This window comes from Stenotrophomonas sp. TWI273 (assembly GCF_039674765.1).
Lineage (GTDB): Bacteria > Pseudomonadota > Gammaproteobacteria > Xanthomonadales > Xanthomonadaceae > Stenotrophomonas.
The window spans coordinates 146,230-167,080 of record NZ_JBDJOA010000003.1; the positions used below are offsets into that span (position 1 = coordinate 146,230).

Annotated in this window: 24 protein-coding genes and 1 tRNA gene; 8 read left to right on the forward strand and 17 right to left on the reverse strand. The window is 66.2% G+C overall.

Annotated elements, in window-relative coordinates; genetic code table 11:
• Positions 1–189 precede the first annotated feature (189 nt).
• Complete coding sequence (locus ABE571_RS05225; protein WP_088432555.1) at positions 190–849, forward strand: HNH endonuclease; 660 nt, start codon at positions 190–192, stop codon at positions 847–849.
• A 116-nt stretch (positions 850–965) separates the two neighbouring features.
• Complete coding sequence (gene dxs / locus ABE571_RS05230; protein ID WP_313218937.1) at positions 966–2,876, forward strand: 1-deoxy-D-xylulose-5-phosphate synthase; 1,911 nt, start codon at positions 966–968, stop codon at positions 2,874–2,876.
• A gap of 116 nt (positions 2,877–2,992) precedes the next feature.
• Here dxs and ABE571_RS05235 read toward each other — a convergent pair whose 3' ends face one another.
• The 3 genes from ABE571_RS05235 to ABE571_RS05245 form a co-directional block, all read right to left on the reverse strand.
• The gene (locus tag ABE571_RS05235; protein WP_346481749.1) at positions 2,993–3,553 is read right to left on the reverse strand and encodes a DUF3011 domain-containing protein; all 561 of its coding nucleotides are present in this window, start codon (positions 3,551–3,553) and stop codon (positions 2,993–2,995) included.
• A 167-nt stretch (positions 3,554–3,720) separates the two neighbouring features.
• Complete coding sequence (locus ABE571_RS05240; protein ID WP_313208993.1) at positions 3,721–3,924, reverse strand: hypothetical protein; 204 nt, start codon at positions 3,922–3,924, stop codon at positions 3,721–3,723.
• 118 nt (positions 3,925–4,042) lie between these two features.
• On the reverse strand, positions 4,043–5,083 hold the full coding sequence (locus tag ABE571_RS05245; protein ID WP_313219225.1) for a linear amide C-N hydrolase: 1,041 nt from the start codon (positions 5,081–5,083) through the stop codon (positions 4,043–4,045).
• Between the two features lie 283 nt (positions 5,084–5,366).
• Here ABE571_RS05245 and ABE571_RS05250 point away from each other — a divergent pair, with 283 nt between their 5' ends.
• Positions 5,367–5,645 carry a peptidase gene (locus tag ABE571_RS05250; protein ID WP_313218938.1) on the forward strand — a complete coding sequence of 93 codons (279 nt, stop codon included), beginning with the start codon at positions 5,367–5,369 and terminating at the stop codon, positions 5,643–5,645.
• Between the two features lie 12 nt (positions 5,646–5,657).
• On the opposite strand, the gene ABE571_RS05255 is transcribed toward ABE571_RS05250, so the two are convergent.
• From ABE571_RS05255 to ABE571_RS05265, 3 genes are all read right to left on the reverse strand, one after another.
• Positions 5,658–5,906, reverse strand: a complete 249-nt coding sequence (locus ABE571_RS05255) for a hypothetical protein (protein WP_313208992.1) — start codon at positions 5,904–5,906, stop codon at positions 5,658–5,660.
• A gap of 69 nt (positions 5,907–5,975) precedes the next feature.
• Complete coding sequence (locus tag ABE571_RS05260; RefSeq protein ID WP_346463798.1) at positions 5,976–7,340, reverse strand: HAMP domain-containing sensor histidine kinase; 1,365 nt, start codon at positions 7,338–7,340, stop codon at positions 5,976–5,978.
• Complete coding sequence (locus tag ABE571_RS05265) at positions 7,337–8,011, reverse strand: response regulator transcription factor (RefSeq protein WP_313208990.1); 675 nt, start codon at positions 8,009–8,011, stop codon at positions 7,337–7,339. The genes ABE571_RS05260 and ABE571_RS05265 overlap by 4 nt, the downstream gene beginning before the upstream one ends.
• A 115-nt stretch (positions 8,012–8,126) precedes the next feature.
• Between ABE571_RS05265 and ABE571_RS05270 the strand changes: the two genes are divergently transcribed.
• The 4 genes from ABE571_RS05270 to ABE571_RS05285 all read left to right on the forward strand — a co-directional run bounded on the left by ABE571_RS05270 (position 8,127) and on the right by ABE571_RS05285 (position 10,472).
• Entirely contained in the window at positions 8,127–8,915 is a 789-nt protein-coding gene (locus tag ABE571_RS05270) for a MipA/OmpV family protein (RefSeq protein WP_346493333.1), read from the forward strand.
• A 2-nt stretch (positions 8,916–8,917) separates the two neighbouring features.
• Positions 8,918–9,130, forward strand: coding sequence for a hypothetical protein (locus ABE571_RS05275; RefSeq protein ID WP_313208988.1), 213 nt, complete (start codon positions 8,918–8,920; stop codon positions 9,128–9,130).
• Between the two features lie 38 nt (positions 9,131–9,168).
• Entirely contained in the window at positions 9,169–9,585 is a 417-nt protein-coding gene (locus tag ABE571_RS05280; RefSeq protein ID WP_313208987.1) for a hypothetical protein, read from the forward strand.
• 116 nt (positions 9,586–9,701) lie between these two features.
• Positions 9,702–10,472, forward strand: coding sequence for a transporter (locus ABE571_RS05285; protein WP_313218942.1), 771 nt, complete (start codon positions 9,702–9,704; stop codon positions 10,470–10,472).
• A gap of 93 nt (positions 10,473–10,565) precedes the next feature.
• Here ABE571_RS05285 and ABE571_RS05290 read toward each other — a convergent pair whose 3' ends face one another.
• The 8 genes from ABE571_RS05290 to ABE571_RS05325 all read right to left on the reverse strand — a co-directional run bounded on the left by ABE571_RS05290 (position 10,566) and on the right by ABE571_RS05325 (position 19,251).
• Positions 10,566–10,739 (reverse strand): DUF1328 family protein, encoded by a 174-nt coding sequence (locus ABE571_RS05290; RefSeq protein WP_019182774.1) that lies wholly within the window; start codon positions 10,737–10,739, stop codon positions 10,566–10,568.
• A 96-nt stretch (positions 10,740–10,835) separates the two neighbouring features.
• Entirely contained in the window at positions 10,836–11,291 is a 456-nt protein-coding gene (locus ABE571_RS05295) for a GNAT family N-acetyltransferase (RefSeq protein WP_313218944.1), read from the reverse strand.
• Positions 11,292–11,381: 90 nt separating this feature from the next.
• On the reverse strand, positions 11,382–12,764 hold the full coding sequence (locus ABE571_RS05300; RefSeq protein ID WP_346493334.1) for a hypothetical protein: 1,383 nt from the start codon (positions 12,762–12,764) through the stop codon (positions 11,382–11,384).
• 73 nt (positions 12,765–12,837) lie between these two features.
• Complete coding sequence (locus ABE571_RS05305) at positions 12,838–15,885, reverse strand: TonB-dependent receptor (RefSeq protein WP_346493335.1); 3,048 nt, start codon at positions 15,883–15,885, stop codon at positions 12,838–12,840.
• Positions 15,886–16,045: 160 nt separating this feature from the next.
• Entirely contained in the window at positions 16,046–17,101 is a 1,056-nt protein-coding gene (locus ABE571_RS05310; RefSeq protein WP_346493336.1) for a FecR domain-containing protein, read from the reverse strand.
• Positions 17,098–17,622: a sigma-70 family RNA polymerase sigma factor gene (locus ABE571_RS05315; RefSeq protein WP_282262043.1), complete on the reverse strand. Its 525-nt coding sequence runs from the start codon at positions 17,620–17,622 to the stop codon at positions 17,098–17,100. Before ABE571_RS05315 ends, ABE571_RS05310 begins: the two co-directional genes overlap by 4 nt.
• A 134-nt stretch (positions 17,623–17,756) precedes the next feature.
• Positions 17,757–18,602 carry a 3-methyl-2-oxobutanoate hydroxymethyltransferase gene (gene panB / locus ABE571_RS05320; RefSeq protein WP_313218952.1) on the reverse strand — a complete coding sequence of 282 codons (846 nt, stop codon included), beginning with the start codon at positions 18,600–18,602 and terminating at the stop codon, positions 17,757–17,759.
• Positions 18,603–18,633: 31 nt separating this feature from the next.
• Positions 18,634–19,251 (reverse strand): LysE family translocator, encoded by a 618-nt coding sequence (locus ABE571_RS05325; RefSeq protein WP_346493337.1) that lies wholly within the window; start codon positions 19,249–19,251, stop codon positions 18,634–18,636.
• Between the two features lie 117 nt (positions 19,252–19,368).
• Between ABE571_RS05325 and ABE571_RS05330 the strand changes: the two genes are divergently transcribed.
• On the forward strand, positions 19,369–19,830 hold the full coding sequence (locus ABE571_RS05330; RefSeq protein WP_346493338.1) for an Lrp/AsnC family transcriptional regulator: 462 nt from the start codon (positions 19,369–19,371) through the stop codon (positions 19,828–19,830).
• Positions 19,831–20,065: 235 nt separating this feature from the next.
• Here the strand turns inward: ABE571_RS05330 and ABE571_RS05335 are convergent.
• The 3 genes from ABE571_RS05335 to ABE571_RS05345 form a co-directional block, all read right to left on the reverse strand.
• A tRNA-Pro gene (locus tag ABE571_RS05335) sits at positions 20,066–20,142 on the reverse strand.
• A gap of 67 nt (positions 20,143–20,209) precedes the next feature.
• Positions 20,210–20,566, reverse strand: a complete 357-nt coding sequence (locus tag ABE571_RS05340; protein ID WP_019182707.1) for a MerR family transcriptional regulator — start codon at positions 20,564–20,566, stop codon at positions 20,210–20,212.
• Positions 20,547–20,846: an integration host factor subunit alpha gene (locus tag ABE571_RS05345; protein WP_005410432.1), complete on the reverse strand. Its 300-nt coding sequence runs from the start codon at positions 20,844–20,846 to the stop codon at positions 20,547–20,549. The genes ABE571_RS05340 and ABE571_RS05345 overlap by 20 nt, the downstream gene beginning before the upstream one ends.
• Between the last annotated feature and the right edge of the window lie 5 nt (positions 20,847–20,851).

Sequence of the window (20,851 nt, forward strand, 5' to 3'; positions counted from 1 at the left end):
CGTCGGTAGGTGCCGACCGGTGGTCGCCACCCCGATACACCTTCTGGAGAAAAGCCCCCTTGATGTTCAAGGGGGCGCGCCAACGGCGCGGGGTTAAGGTGGAATGCCTGTCCGAATCGTTACGAATCGGGTAGGGGCGCAACCCCCTATACCCAATTCGTAACGATTCGGGTATAAGCTGTTTTCCCGATGGAGACAGACACTACACGCTTGGGTCTGATCGATACCGGAGCCTCGTCCGCCCCGGTCGCCGAGGTGTCGCCGATCGTTACGCTGCATCGGCCCGGCTCGGTGAGGTTATTGGCCCTGGACGCCCATGGGCGCGTACTCGACTGGATCAATTGGCAGGACGCCTCCTGCCTCTACGCGCGTGGCGCGGTGGCCTGGACCCTGGGCGACCCCTGCCTGCACATCCACGGCGGCATCTGCCGCACCACCGGCCTGCAAAGCGGCTTGGACCTGCACCCGATCATCGCCGCCCGCGGGCATGCGCGCTCCCGCGCGATCGACCCCACCCCGAATCTGTCCAATCCCGCGCTGTTCGCGCGCGATTCGCACCTGTGCCTGTACTGCGGGCAACAGTTCAACCGCCCGCAGCTGACCCGCGACCACGTCATGCCGCTCTCCAAGGGCGGCCTGGACGTGTGGGAGAACGTGGTCAGCGCCTGCTTCCACTGCAACTCGCGCAAGAGCAACCGGACCCCGCAGCAGGCCAGCATGCCGCTGCTCGCCGTGCCCTATCGGCCGAGCTGGATCGAGCACATGATCCTGTCCAACCGCAACATCCTGGCCGATCAGATGGCATTCCTGAAGGCGCAGTTGCCCAAGCGTTCCAAGCTCTGCGCCTGAGCGCGCTGCGACGTTCTGTCGCAGCCTCCGTCACCGTTTACTCACTGAAAAGGCGGTTTGCTTGCCCCACCCTCATTTGGGGGGGAAAATAGGCGCTCAGAAGAAGCGCGATAAACATGATCGATTCCGCCCGCTATCCCCGCCTTGCGCGCATCCAGTCACCGGATGACCTGCGCAGGTTCGAAGAATCCGAACTGCCCGCGATCGCGGATGAACTGCGTGCCTACCTGATTGAGTCGGTCGGCAAGAGCGGCGGCCATTTCGGCGCCGGCCTGGGCGTGATCGAACTGACCGTCGCCCTGCACTACCTGTATCAGACGCCCGTCGATCAGCTGGTGTGGGATGTGGGTCATCAGACCTACCCGCACAAGATCCTGACCGGCCGCCGCGACGAGATCCACACGGTCAAGCAGAAGGACGGCGTCGCGCCGTTCCCCAAGCGCGAGGAAAGCGAGTACGACACCTTCGGTGTCGGCCATTCCTCCACCTCCATCTCGGCGGCGCTGGGCATGGCGATCGCACGCCAGGCCGAAGGCGATGACCGCAAGGTCGTGGCCGTGATCGGCGATGGCGCGATGACCGCCGGCATGGCTTACGAGGCGCTCAACCACGCCGGCGGCATGGAGCAGGAACCGAACCTGCTGGTGATCCTCAACGACAACAACATGTCGATCTCCGAGGCCGTGGGCGGGCTGACCAAGATGCTCGGCCGCGCCACCGGCAGCCGCACGCTCAATGCGCTGCGCGAAGGTGGCAAGAAGATCCTCGGCGACAAGAAGCACAACCCGACCGCGCGCTTCGTCAAGCGCTGGGAAGAGCACTGGAAGGGCATGTTCGTGCCGTCCACGTTCTTCGAGGAAATGGGCTTCCATTACACCGGGCCGATCGACGGCCATGACGTGCCGGCGCTGGTCGCCACGCTGAAGACGCTCAAGAGCCTGAAGGGCCTGAAGCTGCTGCACGTGATGACCACCAAGGGCAAGGGCTACGAGCGCGCCGAGGGTGACCAGATCGGGTATCACGCGGTCGGCCCGTTCGATCCGGACAAGGGCCTGGTCTCCAAGGGCGGGGCCAAGAAGCCGACCTATACCGACGTCTTCAGTGACTGGCTGTGCGATGCCGCCGCGGCCGAGCCGAAGCTGATGGGCATCACCCCGGCGATGCGTGAAGGCTCGGGCCTGGTGCGCTTCAGCAAGGAATACCCGGAGCGCTACTTCGATGTGGCCATCGCCGAGCAGCACGCGGTGACCCTGGCGGCCGGCATGGCCACCCAGGGCGCCAAGCCCGTGGTGGCGATCTACTCGACCTTCCTGCAGCGCGCGTATGACCAGCTGGTCCACGACGTGGCCGTGCAGGAGCTGGATGTGCTGTTCGCCATCGACCGCGCCGGCGTGGTCGGCCCGGACGGGGCGACCCATGCCGGCAACCTGGACCTGAGCTTCCTGCGCTGCGTGCCGCACATGGTGGTCATGGCACCGTCCGATGAGGCCGAATGCCGCCAGATGCTGACCACCGGCCTGCGCTACGCCGGCCCGGCTGCGGTGCGCTACCCGCGCGGCAGCGGGACCGGCATCGCCGCCGGTACGGATCTGGCCACGCTGGAGATCGGCAAGGCCGAGCTGCGCCTGCAGGGCAGCCGGATCGCCCTGCTCGCGTTCGGCAGCACCGTGACGGCCGCCGAACAGGTCGGCCGCGAACTGGGCCTGACCGTGGTCAACATGCGTTTCATCAAGCCGCTGGACCGGGCCCTGCTGCTGGAACTTGCGCAGCGCCATGAAGGCTTCGTCACCATCGAAGACAACGTGGTTGCCGGCGGTGCCGGCTCCGGCGTGGCCGAGCTGCTCAATGCCGAGAACGTGCTCAAGCCGTTCCTGCACCTGGGCCTGCCGGACAGCTTCCAGCACCATGCCAGCCGCGAAGACCTGCTGGCCGACGCCGGCATCGATGCCGCCGGCATCCGAAAGGCCGTGCTCAAGCGCTGGCCGATGCTGGTCAAGAGCGGCCAGACGCTCAGCGCCGCCGGCTGAATCACGGCGCGCCCCCACTGGGTGAGCGCTCAGGAAAAGCAGCGAGGCCGCGTCCCATCGACGCGGCCTCGTTCGTTTGAGCGCTCAGGGGGCGCTCAAGCGCGGTGCACCGGCCATCAGTAGATCTGGAACTGGGCGCGGCAGCCGCCATCCACCCAGACGCCGGTGCGATCCCAGCCCCAGGTCCGACCTTCGATACAGGCGTTACGCGAGGTCTGACGGACCAGCCGCGCCTCGCGGCGGACATTGGCCACGCAGCGCTGACGGCGATGGTCGTTGGAATCGCAGGTCAGGATCTGGCCCCGGCCGTTGTTGCCGCCGCCGTTGTGGCCCCAGCCACCCCCACCGCCATTCCAGCGGCCGCCGCGGCCGCCCTCGGCGATGAACTCGGCCCGGCAGCCCTGCGTTACCCACACGCCGTTGCGTGCCTGGCCCCAGGTCTGGCCTTCAACGCAGGGCGAGCCGGAAATCTGCCGCACCAGGCGCGCGCGTCCCGGCAAGGCGCACTGCTGCGTCCGGTTCTTGATCGATTCGCAGCGCACCGGACCGCCGTTGTAACCGTCGTCGTAATAGCGGTCGTAGTTCTGCGCCGGGGCGCCGCCGGCCAGCGCCATCAGCGCCGGCACCACGGCCCAGCGCAATCGTCTGGCGGCCTGGGAAGGGCTCGTGTTCGACATGGGATCCTCGTTGCGTGTTGGGGGAGGCGCACAGGATCGGTGATCGTCCGGCGGCGCGACATAGGCCAGAAGTCGCTGATTTCATCCCCTATTTAGGTACCCGACGCGAGGCTGACTGGACGGACGGCAGGCGGTCACATCCGCACGGACAGCCTTGGATGGCCGGCTCAGCCGTAGCGGACGGCGTCCACGTAGGTCTCCAGCACCTGCACCCGGACGGCGCTGCTGTCGCCGGTCTCGGCATAGTGCTCGCGTGCCAGGGCATCGGCGAAATCGAAGGCGGTGGCCCCGCTTCGGAACGCAATCGGTGCGGATTTGGCCGGATGCACGACGTGCCAGCGGCGTTCGATGTGTTGCAGTTTGATCACCATGCGGATCGTTCCTTTGCGGCATGCCTGGGCGAAAAGCTCACGACGGGAGGGGTCCATCCCTCAGCAGGAACGATAGAGCAGGTTGAAGCCCGTTGTTATCGGATTAGTCTGATTTTGCTCAGCCGTCGGTGCCCAGGAACCGGAACGGTTCGGACGGCTGGAACCGGGGCAGCGCGTCGCCGGCGAATACATTGCGCTGGTCCGGCCCGAGGTCGAGTTTCAACACCGAAGCGCCGCGCGAGAAATCGGCCTTGTTGAGATCCACCCAGAAGGTATTGGGCGTCATCGCCGATTCAAAGAAATACAGCTTGCGCTTGTGGTCGGCCACCGTCCGCCAGCGCGTGGAGGAGATGTTCGGCTCGCCCGGCGTGGTGATTCCGTAGGGCACGGATACATTGCGGATCACACTGAACACGCTGGCCAACGCGACCACGGGATCCTCGCTTTTGGGAATCGCGTTGATGTAGAACTTCGCGCGGGCGAAGCGATCGGCCGAGCGGTTGGTGCCGGGCAGCATCACGGTGCCACCGATCTCCTGCCAGTACGCATTGAGCGCCAGTTGCTGATCGAACACAGGCGAGTTGGTCATCACCTGATAGGCGCGATCGTGATGGATCACCTGCTTGCCGTTGATGTATTCCACGATGGCGCTGTCGCCGCTGGCGTCGGACAGGGACAGGTGCAGCGTGGCCAGCCGGGACTCGCCCGGCACCTTGTCCGTCACGATCGAAAACGGCTCGCGCTCAAGGGCGGCGACGGCCTCGGCAACGCTGGCGAAGTTGTCGAGCACGTATTGCGCCCACAACGAGATCGCCAATCCCGGTTTGCTGCCCCGTTGCTGCGGGTACTGCGATTCTGCCAGCCACAACAGATTGGCTGACAACCCTGCTTCGTTGAGTCCATCGGTGGTGGAGATGTCATACCCGGTGGCGACCACGCTGCCGTAGCGCGAGGTCCAGCGGATCGAGCGAGGGCCGGCCTGGCCATCACGGTCGATGCCTTTGGGCAGCACCCACAGGTTGGTGGCCACATCGCTCTTCCAATCCATCGAGCGGGCCGTGATCACATCCTGGTTGTCGCCCAGGTACACCACGCGGGTGCAGGCATCGGCCTGGGCCGAGACACAGGTGAGCGCCGCAGCGAGTGCGATGTGACGCATCGAAAACAGTGTTTTCATGACGTGCCTCCTGGCAGTGGTGCTGACAACCTCGCGTCAAACCTGATACCGGCGACGTCCATCCAGGCAGGTCGCACGCATCCTGCTTCAACGCATCATCGCGTTCCGCAGTGCTCGTCACGGACTACAACGCAGCATCGGCAGAATCGCCCAGCGTCATATCAGCCCACGCCCGGTGATGGAGGAGTGAACCCTGCATCCTGCACGTGGCATCGACGGAGCCGGCGCGAGACTGCCCGCGACCTCAAGCGCCCACGGAGCCTGCATGTCCATTCGAGCCGCCCTGCTTGCCCTGCTTCCCCTGCTCGCCGCCCTCACCGCCTGCGCCCATCCTTCGCCGTCACCCTCCTCGCCCACTGCAGGCGTACCCGGCGCGGACCGCGATGCGCACGGGTGCATCGGCTCGGCAGGCTACCGTTGGTGCCAACGCACGCAGCAGTGCGAACGCCCTTGGGAGCTGGCCAAGGCCAAGGGGCTGGAGAACACCGCCGAGGACATCACCGCCTACTGCGCTGCACCGCCTGCCGGGCCGGCGCAACGCTGATCCAAGGCGGGATCAACCGTCCTTGTTCTTGCCGCCGAAATCGAGCGGCTTGCTGTCGCCGCCGCGATCGTCATTGAACCGGATGTTCAACTCATTGCAGCGGCTTTCGCGGCGGGCGACCTGCGTCGGCAGGTCCTTCACCTGCGGCGAATCCTCGCACTGCGGGCGCGAGGCGACATCGTCATAGGTGGCGCAAGCGGACAGGCCGGACAGGGCCAAGCCGGATACCACGATCACACCGAACAGCGAACGTCTGCGCATCGAACCGGCACCAGAAAGGGGGACGGGTCCGTTGTCCCACGATGCCCCGGCCCGATCACCTGCCATTGGTCATGCCGGGGACACCCCCGGGAACGGCCGCGGGTCCACCGGCAACACCACCAGGAACCGCGCGCCGCCGCCCGGGGCGCTGTCCACCGCGATGGTGCCGGCATGGCGCAGTACGATTTCGCGCGCCAGGTGCAGGCCCAACCCACTGCCACTGCCGCTGGGCCGCAACCGGTGGAACGGCTCGAACACGGACAGCCGTTCGGCCTCCGGCACGCCTGGGCCTTCATCACTGACCGACAGGCCCCCATCGTCATGCAGCGCCACGGCGATCATGCCGCGGCCGCCACCGTGGGCGATGGCGTTCTGCAGCAGGCTGGCGATGACCCGGTGCAGCGCATGCGGATCCCCGCGGACCCAGATCGGCTGATCCGGAGCATCCACCGAAAAGCCGTAGCCGGCATCCACCACCAGTGGCGCGACATCGGCGGCCACGTCGCGGGTCAACGCGGAAAGATCGATACGCTGGGACTGGCTGCCGTGCCGGTCCAGCCGCTGCAGATCCAGCAGCTGCTCGGCGATGTTGCTCAGCCGGCTCAGGTCCAGCTGCAGGCGCGAACGCGCATCACCGGGCGGCAGATCGGCCAGGCGCGTGGCGAGGATCGCGATCGGCATGCGCAGTTCATGCGCTGCACCGGCGAGGAAGCGATCCTGCGCATCGTAGCTTTCGCCGATGCGGCGCACGGCCGCGTTGAAGGCGTCCACCAGCGGATAGATCTCCAGCGGCACCGCACGCGTATCCAGGCCGCTGCCGCGCTCGTTGACCTGGATCGCTGCGGCCTGCGCCGCCACGCGGTTGACCCCGCGCAGCGCGCGATGGATCACCCATGGCGCCACCACCAGCGTGATCACCAGCACCGGCAACGCGATCCAGCCGCCCAGATAGCGGAAGATCAACAGCAGCTGCCGCACGATGCTGCGTTCGGGAATGCCGCCTACCGCCACGTGCAACCGCCCTTCCGGCCGAACAACGACCACCACGCGCACGGCAAGCGCATCGGCATTGATGCGGGTACGGATGTCGGTCTGCTCGATCTGATCCAGCCGTGCCACCAACTGACGGTACTGCACGGGAACATCGCCATGTACCAGGCGTCGGCCACGCTCATCGGCCGCGGCGAACCAGAACGTCGCCGGCGGCCGTGGCACGGCCAGCGCTACCTTCGGCAGATCCGCCTCCAGTCCCTGGGCACCGAAGGTGATGGCCGATGCGATCTGGTCGCTGGTCTTCCAGTCGATATAGGCCGAACGGCGGTCGCCGTAGGTCAACACCATCGCACTCAAGGCCAGGGCGATCGTGGCCGCCTGGATCAGGCAGACCTTCCACACCAGGTTGAACGCCAGGGAATCGGGTTTGAGCAATCTCACGGCGTGTCCTTGAGCAGATATCCGATGCCGCGCATGACGTGGATCTCCACGCCCGCGTCGGCTTCCAGCAGCGCTTTGCGCAGCTTGGAGACGTGCGCATCCAGCGCATTGGATTGGATCGCATCGTCAAAGCCGTACACGGCTTCCAGCAACGAGGCGCGGCCCACCGTGCGCCCTTGCCGCAGTGCCAGTGCCTCGAGCACCAGCAGCTGCCGCCGCGGCAGCGCCAGCAGCACCTCGGACACGCGGGCTTCGCGCGCCACGAAATCGAACTGCAGCCGGCCCAGCGACAACACCGGCAGGGTGATCTGCGAGGGCCGCCGCGAGATCGCGCGGATGCGCGCGAGCAGCTCTTCGACCGCGAACGGCTTGGTCAGGTAATCATCCGCACCCACGTCCAGGCCGGTGACCCGATCGGCCACCGAATCGCGCGCGGTCAACATGATCACCGGCAGGTTGGGCACGCGCTCACGCGCGATCCGGACGAAGCTGGCACCGTCGCCGTCGGGCAGCTGCCGGTCCAGCAGCAGGATCTGATGGACGCCGGCCTTGAGGGCTTCATCGGCCTGCGCCATCGTGCCGACCACGTCGATCACCATGCCGTGGCGCGCCAGGCTGACCTGGATCGCGCTGGCCATTTCCGGGTCATCTTCCAGGAGAAGAAGGCGCATGGGGCGGTGCCTTGCGGGGTACGAAGGAGGCGATGGTACCGCGCAGCCGGACGTAACGTTCCGACAATGTAGGGCGCCCACCATGACACTCCGGTTGTTCCCCCTCGGCAGGTCCATGCACGTCCGTTTCCGTTCTCCGCGCCCTTCCCTTCCGCTGTTTGGCCTGGCCCTGGCCAGTGCGTTCACCGCCGCCACTGCGCAGGCGGCTGATGCCCCCGAGGGCGCCAGGAAAAGCAGCATCGGCATCGCCGTCGTCGCACTCAAGGCCCCCTACGCCGGCTATGACACCGATCGTCTGGCCGCCCCGATCGTCAGCTGGGAAGGCCGTTCGTTCTTCTTCCGCGGTGGCAGCGTGGGCTATCGCCTGCACCAGACCGCGCAGTCCGAGCTTGCCCTGACCGCCTCGCCATACGTGATGCGCTTCAAGCGCCGCGACAGCCACGACCCGCAGCTGCGCCAGCTCGACAACCGCAGCCTGTCCGGCATGCTGGGCGTCTCCTGGCGGCACCAGGCTGAATGGGGCGTGCTGCAGGCCAATGCGCAGGCGGAAGTCACCGGACATGGCGGCGGCTTTTCGGCCGATGCCCGGTACGCCTACCCGATCCCGGCCGGCCGCGTGACCTTCATGCCTGCGCTGGGCGTGACCTACACCAGCGCCGATCTCAACGACTATTACTTCGGCGTCAGTGAACGCGAAGCGGCACGCAGCGGCCTGGCGCAGTACTCGGCCGGCAGCGGTGTGTCGCCCTACATGGACATCGCCGCCGTGATGCCGCTGGGGCCGCGCTGGACCGCGACTGCGTCGATCCGCCGCACCTCGCTGGCCGATGCCGTGCGCGACAGCCCGATGACCCGTGGCGACCACATGGATACCGCCGCACTCTCCCTCAGTTACGGATTCTGATCATGCGTCAGGGAATCGTACGTCGTGTCGCGGATCTGGCCTTGCAGATCGAACCGGACCGCGCCGCCGTTCTTGAATGGATTCTGCATTCCCCACTGCCCGCGCTCGACGGGCAGACCACGTTCGAACTGGCCTGCGAGGGCCAGGGTGAACGCGTCGTCGCGCTGCTGGACACCCTGCTGCGGCAGGGTGATCCGATCCTGCCGCGCGGCTGATTCCTCGTTTTCCCCCCACCGGTGTCCTGGAGGCGCGAATGAACAACGCAACCGATACCCCGCTGCTGCAAGCAGCCAACGATGACCTCGCCGCGCACGCGATCGTGGCCAATCTCCACCGCGCGATCCAGCACCGCATGGACCGCGACAGCCAGGCCCACGGCCGTTTCTCACGGGCTTACATCGCCGAGCTGTTCGACATCGGGCGCACCATCAGTCCGGCATGTCGGCCGCACCAGGTCGACAGTGAATGGATCACCGCCCGACGTTCCTGGCTGGATACGGTGCTGGGCGAGCATCCGTTGGACCGTCGCGACGCGCAACTGACCGCTGCACGGCACGCCGCCGATGGGTTCCTGCTCCGCGCCTGCGTGCTCGGCTGTGACGCCACACCGGAGGCCGCGACCGAGCGCGTACGCGATGCCCTCATTGCCATGACCCGGCCGCCGCACTGAGTGACGAAACGCCGCCGCTACGTGCACATGACCGCCGGAATCACCGTGCTACATTCCGGCCAAGGGGCAGGCTGACTGCTTCTTGATGCCGGTATCGGCCGGCCCGGAGCGTGCCCATGCGGTGTTCGGCCCTGCTGCTGTCCCTGCTGTTCTGCGGTGCGGCGCATGCCCAACAGGACGCGCCGCCGGACCTCGCCTTCGACCGCCCCGGCATCGGCTTCGCCGCCTCGACACTGCCCCGCGGTAGCGTCGCGCTGGAGGCGGGACTGCCCAGCTTCAGCCGCGACCGCGACAGCGCGGGCGTGCTGAGCACGCAGTACAGTGCCGACATCACGCTCCGGATCGGCTTGGTCGAGCATCTCGAACTGCAGGCCTTCACCTCGCCCTGGAACCACCTGCGGGTGGCGCCGCGCGATGCACCGGCCGAGCGCAGCAGCGGTGCGGGTGACCTGGGCGTCGGACTGAAGTTCGCCCTGCCCTTGTCCTCGGAAAAGCACGCCGTGGCGCTGCTGGCCAGCACCACGTTCGCTACCGGCTCGCGCGACTTCAGCGAGGGCGCCACGCAGTACGCGCTGGGTGCGAGCTATGAGTACAGCTTCAATGATCGCTGGACCGGGGCCCTGTACGCCAATGTGGCCCGCGGTGGCAGCGAGGACAGCGTCACCTGGGCGCCGAGCCTGAGCTTCGCTGCCACCGATACCGTCAGCACCTATCTGGAAGCCGGCTTCACCGACACCCACGGCGAGCCCTCGACCGGGATGGCCGGCGCAGGCGTCACCTGGATGGTGACCCCGACGGTGCAGCTGGATGCCTCATTCGATGTGGGGCTGGATGACGACAGCCCGGACACACAGGCCGGGATGGGGGTATCGCTGTATTTCGAGTGAGCCTTGCGAGGCTCGTGCAGCCTCACCAACGAAAAGGCCTGCGCGAAACCGCGCAGGCCTTTGTCTGGGACTGCAGTGTCTTTACGCGGCCGGTCAGGTCACTTTCTTGGCGATGGTCATGCCCAGCACGAACAGCACCACAGCGATGATGATGCCCGCCCAGAACAGGAACTTGGCGATGCCGATCGCGGCGCCACCGATGCCCGCGAAACCGAGGGCGCCGGCAATCAGGCCGATGACAGCAAAAATGATGGCCCACTTGATCATGATGATCCTTTCCCCGAATCGGGTTGAATGACAGGACTCCACGGTAGCCAGCCGGCTGTCTCACCTTCGTGAACGCGCCGACTGAACGGCGTGAAGTCAGGCGCGCGGCGCCAGGCGCATTTCCATCGGCTGGTAGCGCAGCCCGGAGGATTCCGCGGCATCGGCGCTGCAGGCAAAGCCGTAACGCTCATACGCAGGCACCGACGAGAGCGATGCGCTGACGGTCAGGACCTCCACACGCGCCTGCTCGATCATGGCCGCCATCAGTGCCTTGCCGATGCCCTGCTGCTGGGCCGCCGGGTCGACGAACAGCATGGCGACATGGCGCCCTTCCTTGAGCTCGGCGATACCGATGATCCGTTCCTCCTGCGCGTAGGCGAACATCAGAGTGTCCTGCACCATGCGCGCACGGAACCCTTCCACCGAGGCGATACGGCTGAAGGTCTCGACACCCAGTGCAGGCAATGATTCCGCCACCGATCCCATGAAGGCCGCCATGCATACACGGCTGGCCTGTTCGAGATCCGCTGCCACCAAGGGTCTTACCGCCATCTGCATCTCCTTCCACGTCCATGAAGTCAGCGATCACTCTACCCCGCTGGCCCCACCCCGCGCACCCCGCGCCAGCGGATCGACACCCGCTCAGCGCACGGCCTCGACAAAGACGGGATTGGAGTAGAACCACAGGTCCTGCCAGGGATCTTCACCGGGCACATCGGGCAGCGGCGTCACCTCCGCAGTACTGCTGCCGCGGGCACGGACGAAACCGCCCCGGGTGGGGACCGGCAACACCCAGGACACCGAGCGCCATGCGCCGTCCACCTGCCAGTCGCTGGCGCCGAACACACGCGTTTGCATCACAGGCCCATTGCCACCGCCGGGGCCGCCCACGATCAACTCCACGTGATCCAGCACCGGGTGCCGCCCAGCGTGATTGGCTGAGGCCGGTACACGCACCCGCAGTTCCACGCGCATGGAGGCGCCAGGCGACATCGACAGCGTGCCGCCCATCGTGGCACTACGTGCCTCGTCGTCGTTCGCAGTCGCACGCAGCTCCAGTGCATCGATCAGATCACCGGTGACCGCGAACATCCGTCCGTGTCGAAGGCCATCGAGGATGTCCTCGGCGTCCCGCCGCGCCCAGATATGGGTCTTGCTGTACTGGCCCGGATCGAAGTCACTGCCGCCATCACGCTGGTTGATGTGCGAATCGGAGCTGGCCGTGATCCAGAAGCGATGCCCCTCGGACAACAGCGTGTCCCAGATGCCGCCGACCGTCGCTGTCATCTGGTCGAAACCGCCCAGGGTCGGTGCATCCGCATTGCGATACAGGCCGCGATGGACACGGGTGGCCTGATGGCCCGGCGCGCCTTCCATGCCAACCAGCACCTGCGGTGCGGCCGCATGCCAGGCACGCAGTTCATCGGGCGCGACGTCGCCCCACCGGCCCATGGCGGTGGCAGTGCGCGCGGGGTGATTGATGAACATCAACGGCGGTGCCGGCAGCGACCGCATGTGGACCAGTGCATCGAGCATCGTCTGCCCGTCGTCGCGGCTTCCCTGCAGCGGCTCGCTGCGGCCGTAATCGCGTTCGATCGCGACCAGCTGCTCGCGCTCATCCGGGCCGGGGGCGATGATCAGCGAGGCGTGCTCGCCGGCCGGTACATCGAATTCCATGCCGTTGAACTGGATCAGTCCGGGCACCTCGCGGCGGGCATCCAGCAGCGCCGGCCACGCATGGTCCCGGGTGACCGCCGAATGCCCCGGCCCGCCATGATCGGTATGCACCACCCAGGTCAACCCATTGGCGAGCGCCTGCCGGGCGTTATGGGTGCGGGTGTAGGACGAGTCGCCGCCACGGATCGGCGTGGGCGGTGTGGTCCTGCGATCCCAGTCCACGCTCCACTCGCTGTGGACGTGGTGGTCGCCGGCCTGCCAGCTGCGGCCGGCATCGTCATCGGCCGCCTCGGAGACCATTGGCCACGCCAGCACGGCCACAAGCGGCAGGAAGAAAACATGTCGCATCGGATGTTCCTCACAAACGGGCAGCCGCATCCGGGGCACGCGCACGTGCCTCCGGATGCACCGCGAAGGTGGCTCAGAAATCCGCGCGCAGGCCGAGGCTGATGCGGCGACCGGAGCGCTCGTACATCGTCGGGAACGCGGGATCCATCGTGTAGCCGGTGGTCGCCTGGTTGGTCAGGTTGATGCCCTTCAGGCTGAGCTTGATGCTGTCGGTCAGGCGGTAGCCGATCGACACATCCACCTGGCCGTAGTCATCGCGCCAGATCGGGTACATGTTGTAGCCGATCGATTCAACGTACTCACCCTTGTGGTTGTACGACACGCGCGCGTCGAAGCGCTCGTTCTCGTAGTAGACGGTCATGTTGTACGACTTCTCCGAGAGCCCCGGCATCGGCGTGCTCACGCCCAGATCGGATTCACCGGCCAGCGAACTGTCCAGCATCGTGTAGTTGGCATTGATCCCGAAGCCTTCCAGCGAACCGTGCAGCATGCTCAGCGGCAGCTGCGCGATCAGCTCGACGCCTTTCACAACGTAGGTGCCATCGGCATTGATCGGCTGGTACACGTCGAAATCATAGGTGCCGTTGAGCGAGCCGTTGGCGTTGTACACCGCCACATCCGGCACCACGCCGGTCAGCGCATTGATCACCACGCCGTCAATCTTCTTGTGAAAGTACGAGGCCGCCAGCAGGCCGCCGTTGTCCAGGTACTTCTCCAGACCCAGCTCCCATTGCTTGGCATAGGTCGGCTGCAGGTCCGGGTTGCCATCGGTGAAACGGAACGAGCTCCAGCTGGCGGTGCGCTTGTAGGCGATGTCGGTCAATGCCGGGCGGATGAAGGTCTTGGAGGCGGCACCCCGCAGCACCATTCCCTCGGCCAGTTCGGCGGTCGCATTCAGGCTCGGCAGCAGATCGTTGTAGCTGCCTTTGCGCGAGACGGGCGTGTCGGTATAGCCGGTGCTACCGTCTGCCCGCTGGATCGGGTGGAAGCCGGAGGACTGCACCGAGGTATCCACATAGCGCACGCCCGCGTTGATCGAGACCGGCACGCGGCCCACATCGAAGCCGATGTCGGTCATCGCGTACAGACTGGTCACGTTCTCGTCGACCCGGTAGTACTGGCCCGGATCGAATGGCGTTGCGAAGCCCGGATAGCGGAACGCACTGCGTGCGTAGTCGTTGGAGACCATCTTCCAGTCCAGGTCCTTCACCGAATAGCCACCGCCGGGCACGATATCGGCGATCGACTGCAACGGACTGTCGGCCAGGGTGCGCGTGTTCACCCAGCTGTTGTTGCCCGGGCCCGGCCCGTAGATCTTGGCCTCTCCGTATTCGCGCTGCTTGGACTTGTCGGTATAGCGCGCGCCGAACTGCACGCTGCGCAGCGCCGGCAGGAAGGCCAGTTCCAGCGCCTTGGTCACATCCACCTGGGCGGCATACTTGTCATCGCTGACCTTCTCCAACGTCGTCTCATACGCTTCGAACAGATACTTGTCCGAGGCGTTGTACATGTCGATGCTGGCCGGGTTGGCGCTGGGTATCGTCTCGCCACTCTTGCCGGTCCAGCGGGTTCGCGAAGGCGCGTAGGCCACATGCTTGAGGTTGCTGGCATCCAGCGTCTTGTCGGCGCCGGAGTAACCGACCATCGCATCCACGCCCCAGGTGTCGCCCTGCCAATCCATCGCCACGCTGTACTGGCTGAAATCGGTCTTGTTGATCCGCTCCTTGCTCAGCATCTCGTGCTGGGTGGCGGTGTAGGACACATCGCGCAGCACCACGATGCCGTACTGCGACAACGTGCTGGCGTCGTAATCGTGGATGGTCTCCAGCGTGCTGCGGCTGGACGCCGAATATGCAGCCGCGTCGTACTCGTCTTCGGTGGTGTCGTAGCCGCCGCGCATCGCATCGAAGGTCAGGCTGAAACGGCTGCTCGGCTTGTATTGCAGCGAAGCGGTGGCACCCCACTTGTCCTGGTCGTTGACGAAGACACGGTCGCCCACTTTGTCCTGGAACACGATCAGGTTGCTTTCATCGGTGTTGTTGCGGTTCTTGACCACCACGCCGGCATCGCGCGCCAGCACGGCAGCAGCCTGCGTGCCGCGCGTGCCGGACGCACCGAGGAAGCGCGACATCGGGCGGAAGTTGATGCCCGAGGTGGCGTCCGTGCGGTTGCTGCGCTTGGCGGTGGCGAAGGACACCAGGCCACCCCAGTCGCCCCAGGTGTCACTGGCCAGGAAGGAGAATTTCGGGTCGACCTCTTCAGAGATCGAGTTGTGCGCCCCTTCCACCGACGCCACCAGCTTGCGGCCGGTGTAGTCGAACGGGCGCGCGGTGGAAATCTGCACCGAGCCGGCGATGCCGCCCTCTTCGTCCGCGGCGGTCGGCGATTTCAACACCGTCACCTGCTGGATGATCTCTGAGGCGAAGATGTCAAACTCGATGTCACGCCCGCCGCTGCCCGATGCCGTGGCCAGGTTGTTGATCGAGACATGGGTGTACTCCGACGGCAGGCCACGCACGTTGACGCGGCTGCCCAGGCCCTTGTCACGTTCGATGGTCACGCCCGGCATGCGCTGCAGGGCTTCGGCCAGGTTCTGCTCGGGAAAATCGGCCACGTCGGTGGCCACGATTGAGTCGGAGAAACCGATGGTGGCGCGCTTGATGTCCACCGCCTGCTCCAGGCTGCGGCTGTAGCTGCCGACCACGTCGATGCGCTCCAGCTGCTGCAGGCCCGCGCCTTCCTCTGCGGGGGCCGCTTCAAGTGCCACGGCGGATGTGGCGACGGGCACGGCGGACGTGCCCGACGGTGCGGCGTCACTGCGTGCTTCGATGGTGACCGTGGTGTCGTTGAGATAGCGGTAACGCAGCCCGGTGCCGTCCAGCAGCTGCTCCAGCGCCTGCTGCAGGGCCAGCCCAGCCGGCATCGCGCGGGTACGCGGGTTGCCGGCCTGCTGCGCGTTGTAGACAAACTGCAGGCCCGTCTGGCGCGACAGATCGTTGAGTGCACGGTCCAGCGGCTGGGCGGGAATCGCCTCGCTGGCCACGCGGGTGTCCTGCGCGGTGGCGGTGACGGCGGCGCTCTGCAGGGCAAGAGCGATCGAAAGGAAAAGAATGCGGCGCATCGTAGAAGTCCAGTGGGGTGGTATGAGCGTCGCGAGACGGAATCGTTCGCGCTTGCCTGGAGTACGAGGGCGCAGGGCGAGGATCGGGCACCGGTATTTCGATGAATTTTTTTTGACAGCCGCTCGGCATGCGCCGCGCGATGACGCGCGGATAGCGCAATTACGGCTGTTTCGTGTTGATTTCCGCCGCCGATGGGCTGCTCACGTGGATCTGATTACCGACCACGCGTGTACGCAGCGATGGCTGCTGATCGAGGAAGGTACGAAGCGATGAAAGATCGTCGCCGCGCAGGTTGCCGGTCAGTCGCAGTGCCCCGGCGACATCGTCGTCCACCTGCAGACGCACGTTGTTGAGTCGATTGAACTGCTCGACCACCTCGCGCAGCGGTTCGTCCTGGAACACGACGCGTCGTCGCCACCACGCGGTCATCGTGTCGGTGTGCTGCTGGCGGAGGCTGACGGTCTGATCGCGGTAGTCGATGTGGGCGCTCTGCCCGGCATGCAGGTCGGCCAGCAGGCGTCCCTGACCGGAATCGCCGCGCACCTGTACGCTGCCTTCGGCTACCTCGATGCGCGCCTGCTCGCGCCGCAGCGACACGTCGAACGTCGTGCCGATATCGCGCACCTCCAGCCCTGCCGCATGCACCGCGAAGGGACGGCGCTCCTCGGCCACCACAAAGCTCGCCTGCCCGCGCGAGAGCTCCACGCGGCGGCTCAACAAGGTGAAGCGGATCGACAGTTCACTTTCCGCGTTCAGATGCACGACGGTGTGGTCCGGCAGCGCAAATCGCTGCGGTGCGCCGTGTGCCGCCACATAGTGGCGGGTCTGTGGCCACGCCATGTGCCCGGCGAACGCAACGCCCAGCAGCAACGCGGCCGCCGCGGCGATGCCCGGCAGGTGCCGGCGCGGCGCACGGGAGGCCGCGGGCGGTGGAGGGCGTCGCCGTACCGGCAAGGCCACCACGTTGTCGTCGGCGGGCGGTGGCCCGGCGGCGATCAGTGCGTCCAGATCCACTGCCATGTCACGCAGCGCATCGCCGAGTTCGGTGGCGACGCGGCTGACCGTGATGTACTCGCGCAGGTGCGCCGGTGAGGTCACCAGCCACGTCATGAACTGGCGTTGTTGTTCGGCGGTCAGCCCGCCCTGGCGCTGCAGCGCATGCCAGTGCGCGGCCTCGCTGGCGAGGGAAGGACGCGGTGCGGGAAACTCGCTCACCACGCCTCCGCGTGGCCGGCCAATGCACGGCGGCACACGGAGAGTCCGCGTACCACGTGCTTCTTGACCATGTGCGAGGACACGCCCAGCCGCTCGGCGATTTCCTTGTAACTGAGGCCGTCACGGTACTGCATCACCAGCACCGCGCGGGTGTGCTCGGGCAAGGTGCCCAGCAGGGCCTGCAGCTGCACGCGGCGCTGCTCGCGCTCGGCGGCATCCTCCACGGTTTCTTCGCCGCTCAGCAGCGTGGTGAGGTGTTCAAGATCGTCGATGGGCAGCATCGACCAGCGCCGCCGCGCGGCCTGCTCGCGTGCGAGATTCTGCGCGACGGTAAACAGGTAGGCCTCGGGATTGGCGATTGCCTCGCCTTGATCCTCATGTGCGCGCAGCAAGCGCAGATAGGTCTCCTGCACCATGTCCTCGGCATCCTGGCGCGCACCGCGGCGGGTGAAGAATCCCCGCAGCACCGGCCCCTGCTCCAGAAACATGCGCGCCAAACGCCGTTTTGCGTGTTCGGCCACGATCCCACCTCGCCCCCAGGTGCGGCGAAGGTACGTGGCCCGCATGACGATTCGATGACGCAGGCGACACGGTACCGCCGCGCGGCGATACCGTGGACACGCGCCTCAGGTGGTACGAACGTCGATCAGGTCGATCAGAACGTGTGTTCCGGACCGGGGAACGTGCCTGCCCCAACCTCTTCCGCGAACTCACGCGCGGCCTTCTGCAACACGCCATGCATATCCGCGTACTGCTTTACGAAGCGCGGCAGCTTGCCGGTGCGCAGCCCGGCCATGTCCTGCCAGACCAGCACCTGTGCATCGCAGTCGCTGCCGGCCCCGATGCCTACCGTCGGAATCTTCAGCGCGGCGGTGATCTGTGCGGCGACCGCGCCGGGTACCATCTCCATCAGCACCGCGAACGCACCTGCGGCTTCCAGCGCGCGCGCTTCCTCGATCAGCCGTGCGCCATCCTCGCCCCGCCCCTGCACACGGAAACCACCGAGCTGGTGCTCCGATTGCGGGGTGAAGCCGATGTGCGCCATCACCGGGATGCCGCAGCTGACCAGCTTGCGGACCTGCGGCACCATCTCGATGCCGCCCTCCAGCTTGACCGCATGGGCGCCGCCTTCCTTCATGAAGCGCACCGCCGTGTGGAAGCACTGCTCCGGCGAGGCCTGATAGGAACCGAACGGCAGATCGGCGATCACCAGCGGTCGCCGCGTGCAGCGGCTCACCGCGCGCACCAGCGGCATCAGCTCATCAACCGTGACCGGCAGCAGCGAGTCGTTGCCGAACACGTTGTTGGAGGCCGAATCGCCGATCAGCAGCACCGGAATGCCGGCGTCTTCGAAGATCGCCGCGGTGTACATGTCGTAGGCGGTGAGCATGGCCCACTTCTCGCCACGTTCCTTCATCTGCTGCAGATGCGGAATGCGCACGCGCGGTGCCGGGACCGGGGCGCTGCCCGGCGTCGCGTAGGGATGGAGCTGTTCGGTCATGCCAAGGATCCTCGTGGGGACAACGTGGGGGTCAGAGTGTGCCGGTTCCGCTCAGCAACAGCACGGCGATCAGGATCATCGCGGCACCCGAGATGCGGCCAACAACGCGTGATGCACGCGGGCGGCTGCGCAGCACGGCACCGGCGCCGTACCCGACCGCCAGGTAGACCGCCGCGCAGCTGACCAGATGGACCATGCCCAGCGCGATGATCTGTACCGGCATTGCCCATGCGGCGCTGGCGGAAATGAACTGGGGCAGCAGCGCCAGGAACAGCAGCAACACCTTCGGATTGAGCCCGCTCACGCAGGCGCCCTTGAGCGCCCAGTGGCGCCAGCCCGCCACTGCCTCCGCATCGTCGGTGGTGGCCACCGGCGGATGGCGCAGCAGCCCGATGCCCAGCCACAGCAGATATAGCGCACCCAACACGGTCAGTACGTGCAGCGCGACCGGTGCGCGCACAAACATCGCACCGACGCCGGCGGCCACCAGCCCGATCGCCAGCAGGTGGCCAGACAACAACCCGGCTACTGCCGGCACCACTGCCCGCCCGCGCAGGCCGGCGGCGATCAGGTGCGCCCAATCCGCACCGGGAGTGAGCACAAAGAGGATCGAGACCGCCCAGAAGGCGGCAATGACGCTGGGGTGCATGGGTCCAGGGGCGGTCTTGCCGCGATCTACGTGCCAGACAGGAGAATATTCCCGCTCCTCTGGAATGTGCTTCCAAATACTTGCCCCATACGGCGCTGCAGGAGGAAACTCTTGCGCATGGACATCACTGACCAGCGAATTCTTGCCGAGCTGCAGAAAGACGGCCGCCTCACCGTGACCGAACTGGCCGAGCGCATCGGCCTGAGCGTCTCGCCCTGCCACCGCCGCGTGCGCGCCCTGGAGCAATCCGGTGCGATCCGCGGTTACCGCGCCGAGCTGGATCCCGCCGCCTTGGGCCTGAAGTTCTCGGCGCTGGTATTCGTCACCCTGCGCGACGGCGACCGACAGGCGGTGGATGCCTTCGAGCACGCCGTCGCCGACGTGCCCCAGGTGCTGCAGGCGCAGCGCCTGTTCGGCGATCCGGACTACCTGCTGCACGTCATCACCCGCGACCTGGCCGCGTTCCGGCAGCTCTACGACGAACACCTCTCTGCCCTGCCCGGTGTGCAGCGGCTCACATCGACCCTGGTGATGAAAGATGTGGTGATCGACCGGCCGCTGCCGTTGCACGGGCATTGACGCAACGGCGTCATACCTTCCGACCGCGGCCTGCATCCAACGGTGAGTGACCTGCCGGAAGAGATGTGCGACCGACGTACTACGCACCGGCGGCAACCGGACAACCGGACAACCGGACAACGCCAAGGTGATCGCCACGTTGATCGAGCGGTGGTATGACGGGCAACCCACAGCAGCCCAAAAAGAAAAAAGGCCTGCGCATCGCTGCACAAGCCTTTGATCGAATCACCAACATTGGTCGGGACGGCCGGATTTGAACCGACGACCCTCTGCCCCCCAGGCAGATGCGCTACCAGGCTGCGCTACGCCCCGATGATGCTGGCAATGTCCCCGCCTCTCAGCGGGCCGACGAGTATAACGGGTTTGCGTGAAAAATGGTTCAGCGGCGCAGCAATTGCAGCACTTCTTCCAGTTCCATCCGCGTCTGCTTGATGATCTGGTTGCTCAGCGCCGATTCCTCGCGCGCATCGGCACCTTCCAGGCGCAGGCGCGCGCCGCCGATCGTGTAGCCCTGCTCGTACAGCAGGCCGCGGATCTGGCGGACCATCAGCACATCGTGGCGCTGGTAGTAGCGGCGGTTGCCGCGGCGCTTGGCCGGCTCGAGACTGGGGAACTCGGTTTCCCAGTAACGCAGCACGTGCGGCTTGACGTCGCACAGTTCGCTGACCTCACCGATGGTGAAGTAGCGCTTGGCCGGTATCGGCGGAAGCTCTCGGTTACTGCCCGGATCCAGCATATGCCTCTACCCTCTCCTTGAGCTTCTGGCCCGGACGGAAGGTGACCACCGTACGGGCGGAAATCGGAATTTCCTCACCGGTCTTGGGGTTGCGACCCGGGCGCTGGTTCTTGCGCCGCAGGTCGAAATTCCCGAAGCCGGACAGCTTCACCTGACGTCCCTGTTCCAATGCTTCACGCAGCACATCGAAGAACGCGTCGACAAATTCCTTGGCTTCGCGCTTGTTCAGACCGACTTCGTCGAACAGCTTCTCGGCCATCTCCGCCTTGGTCAATGCCATTGCCT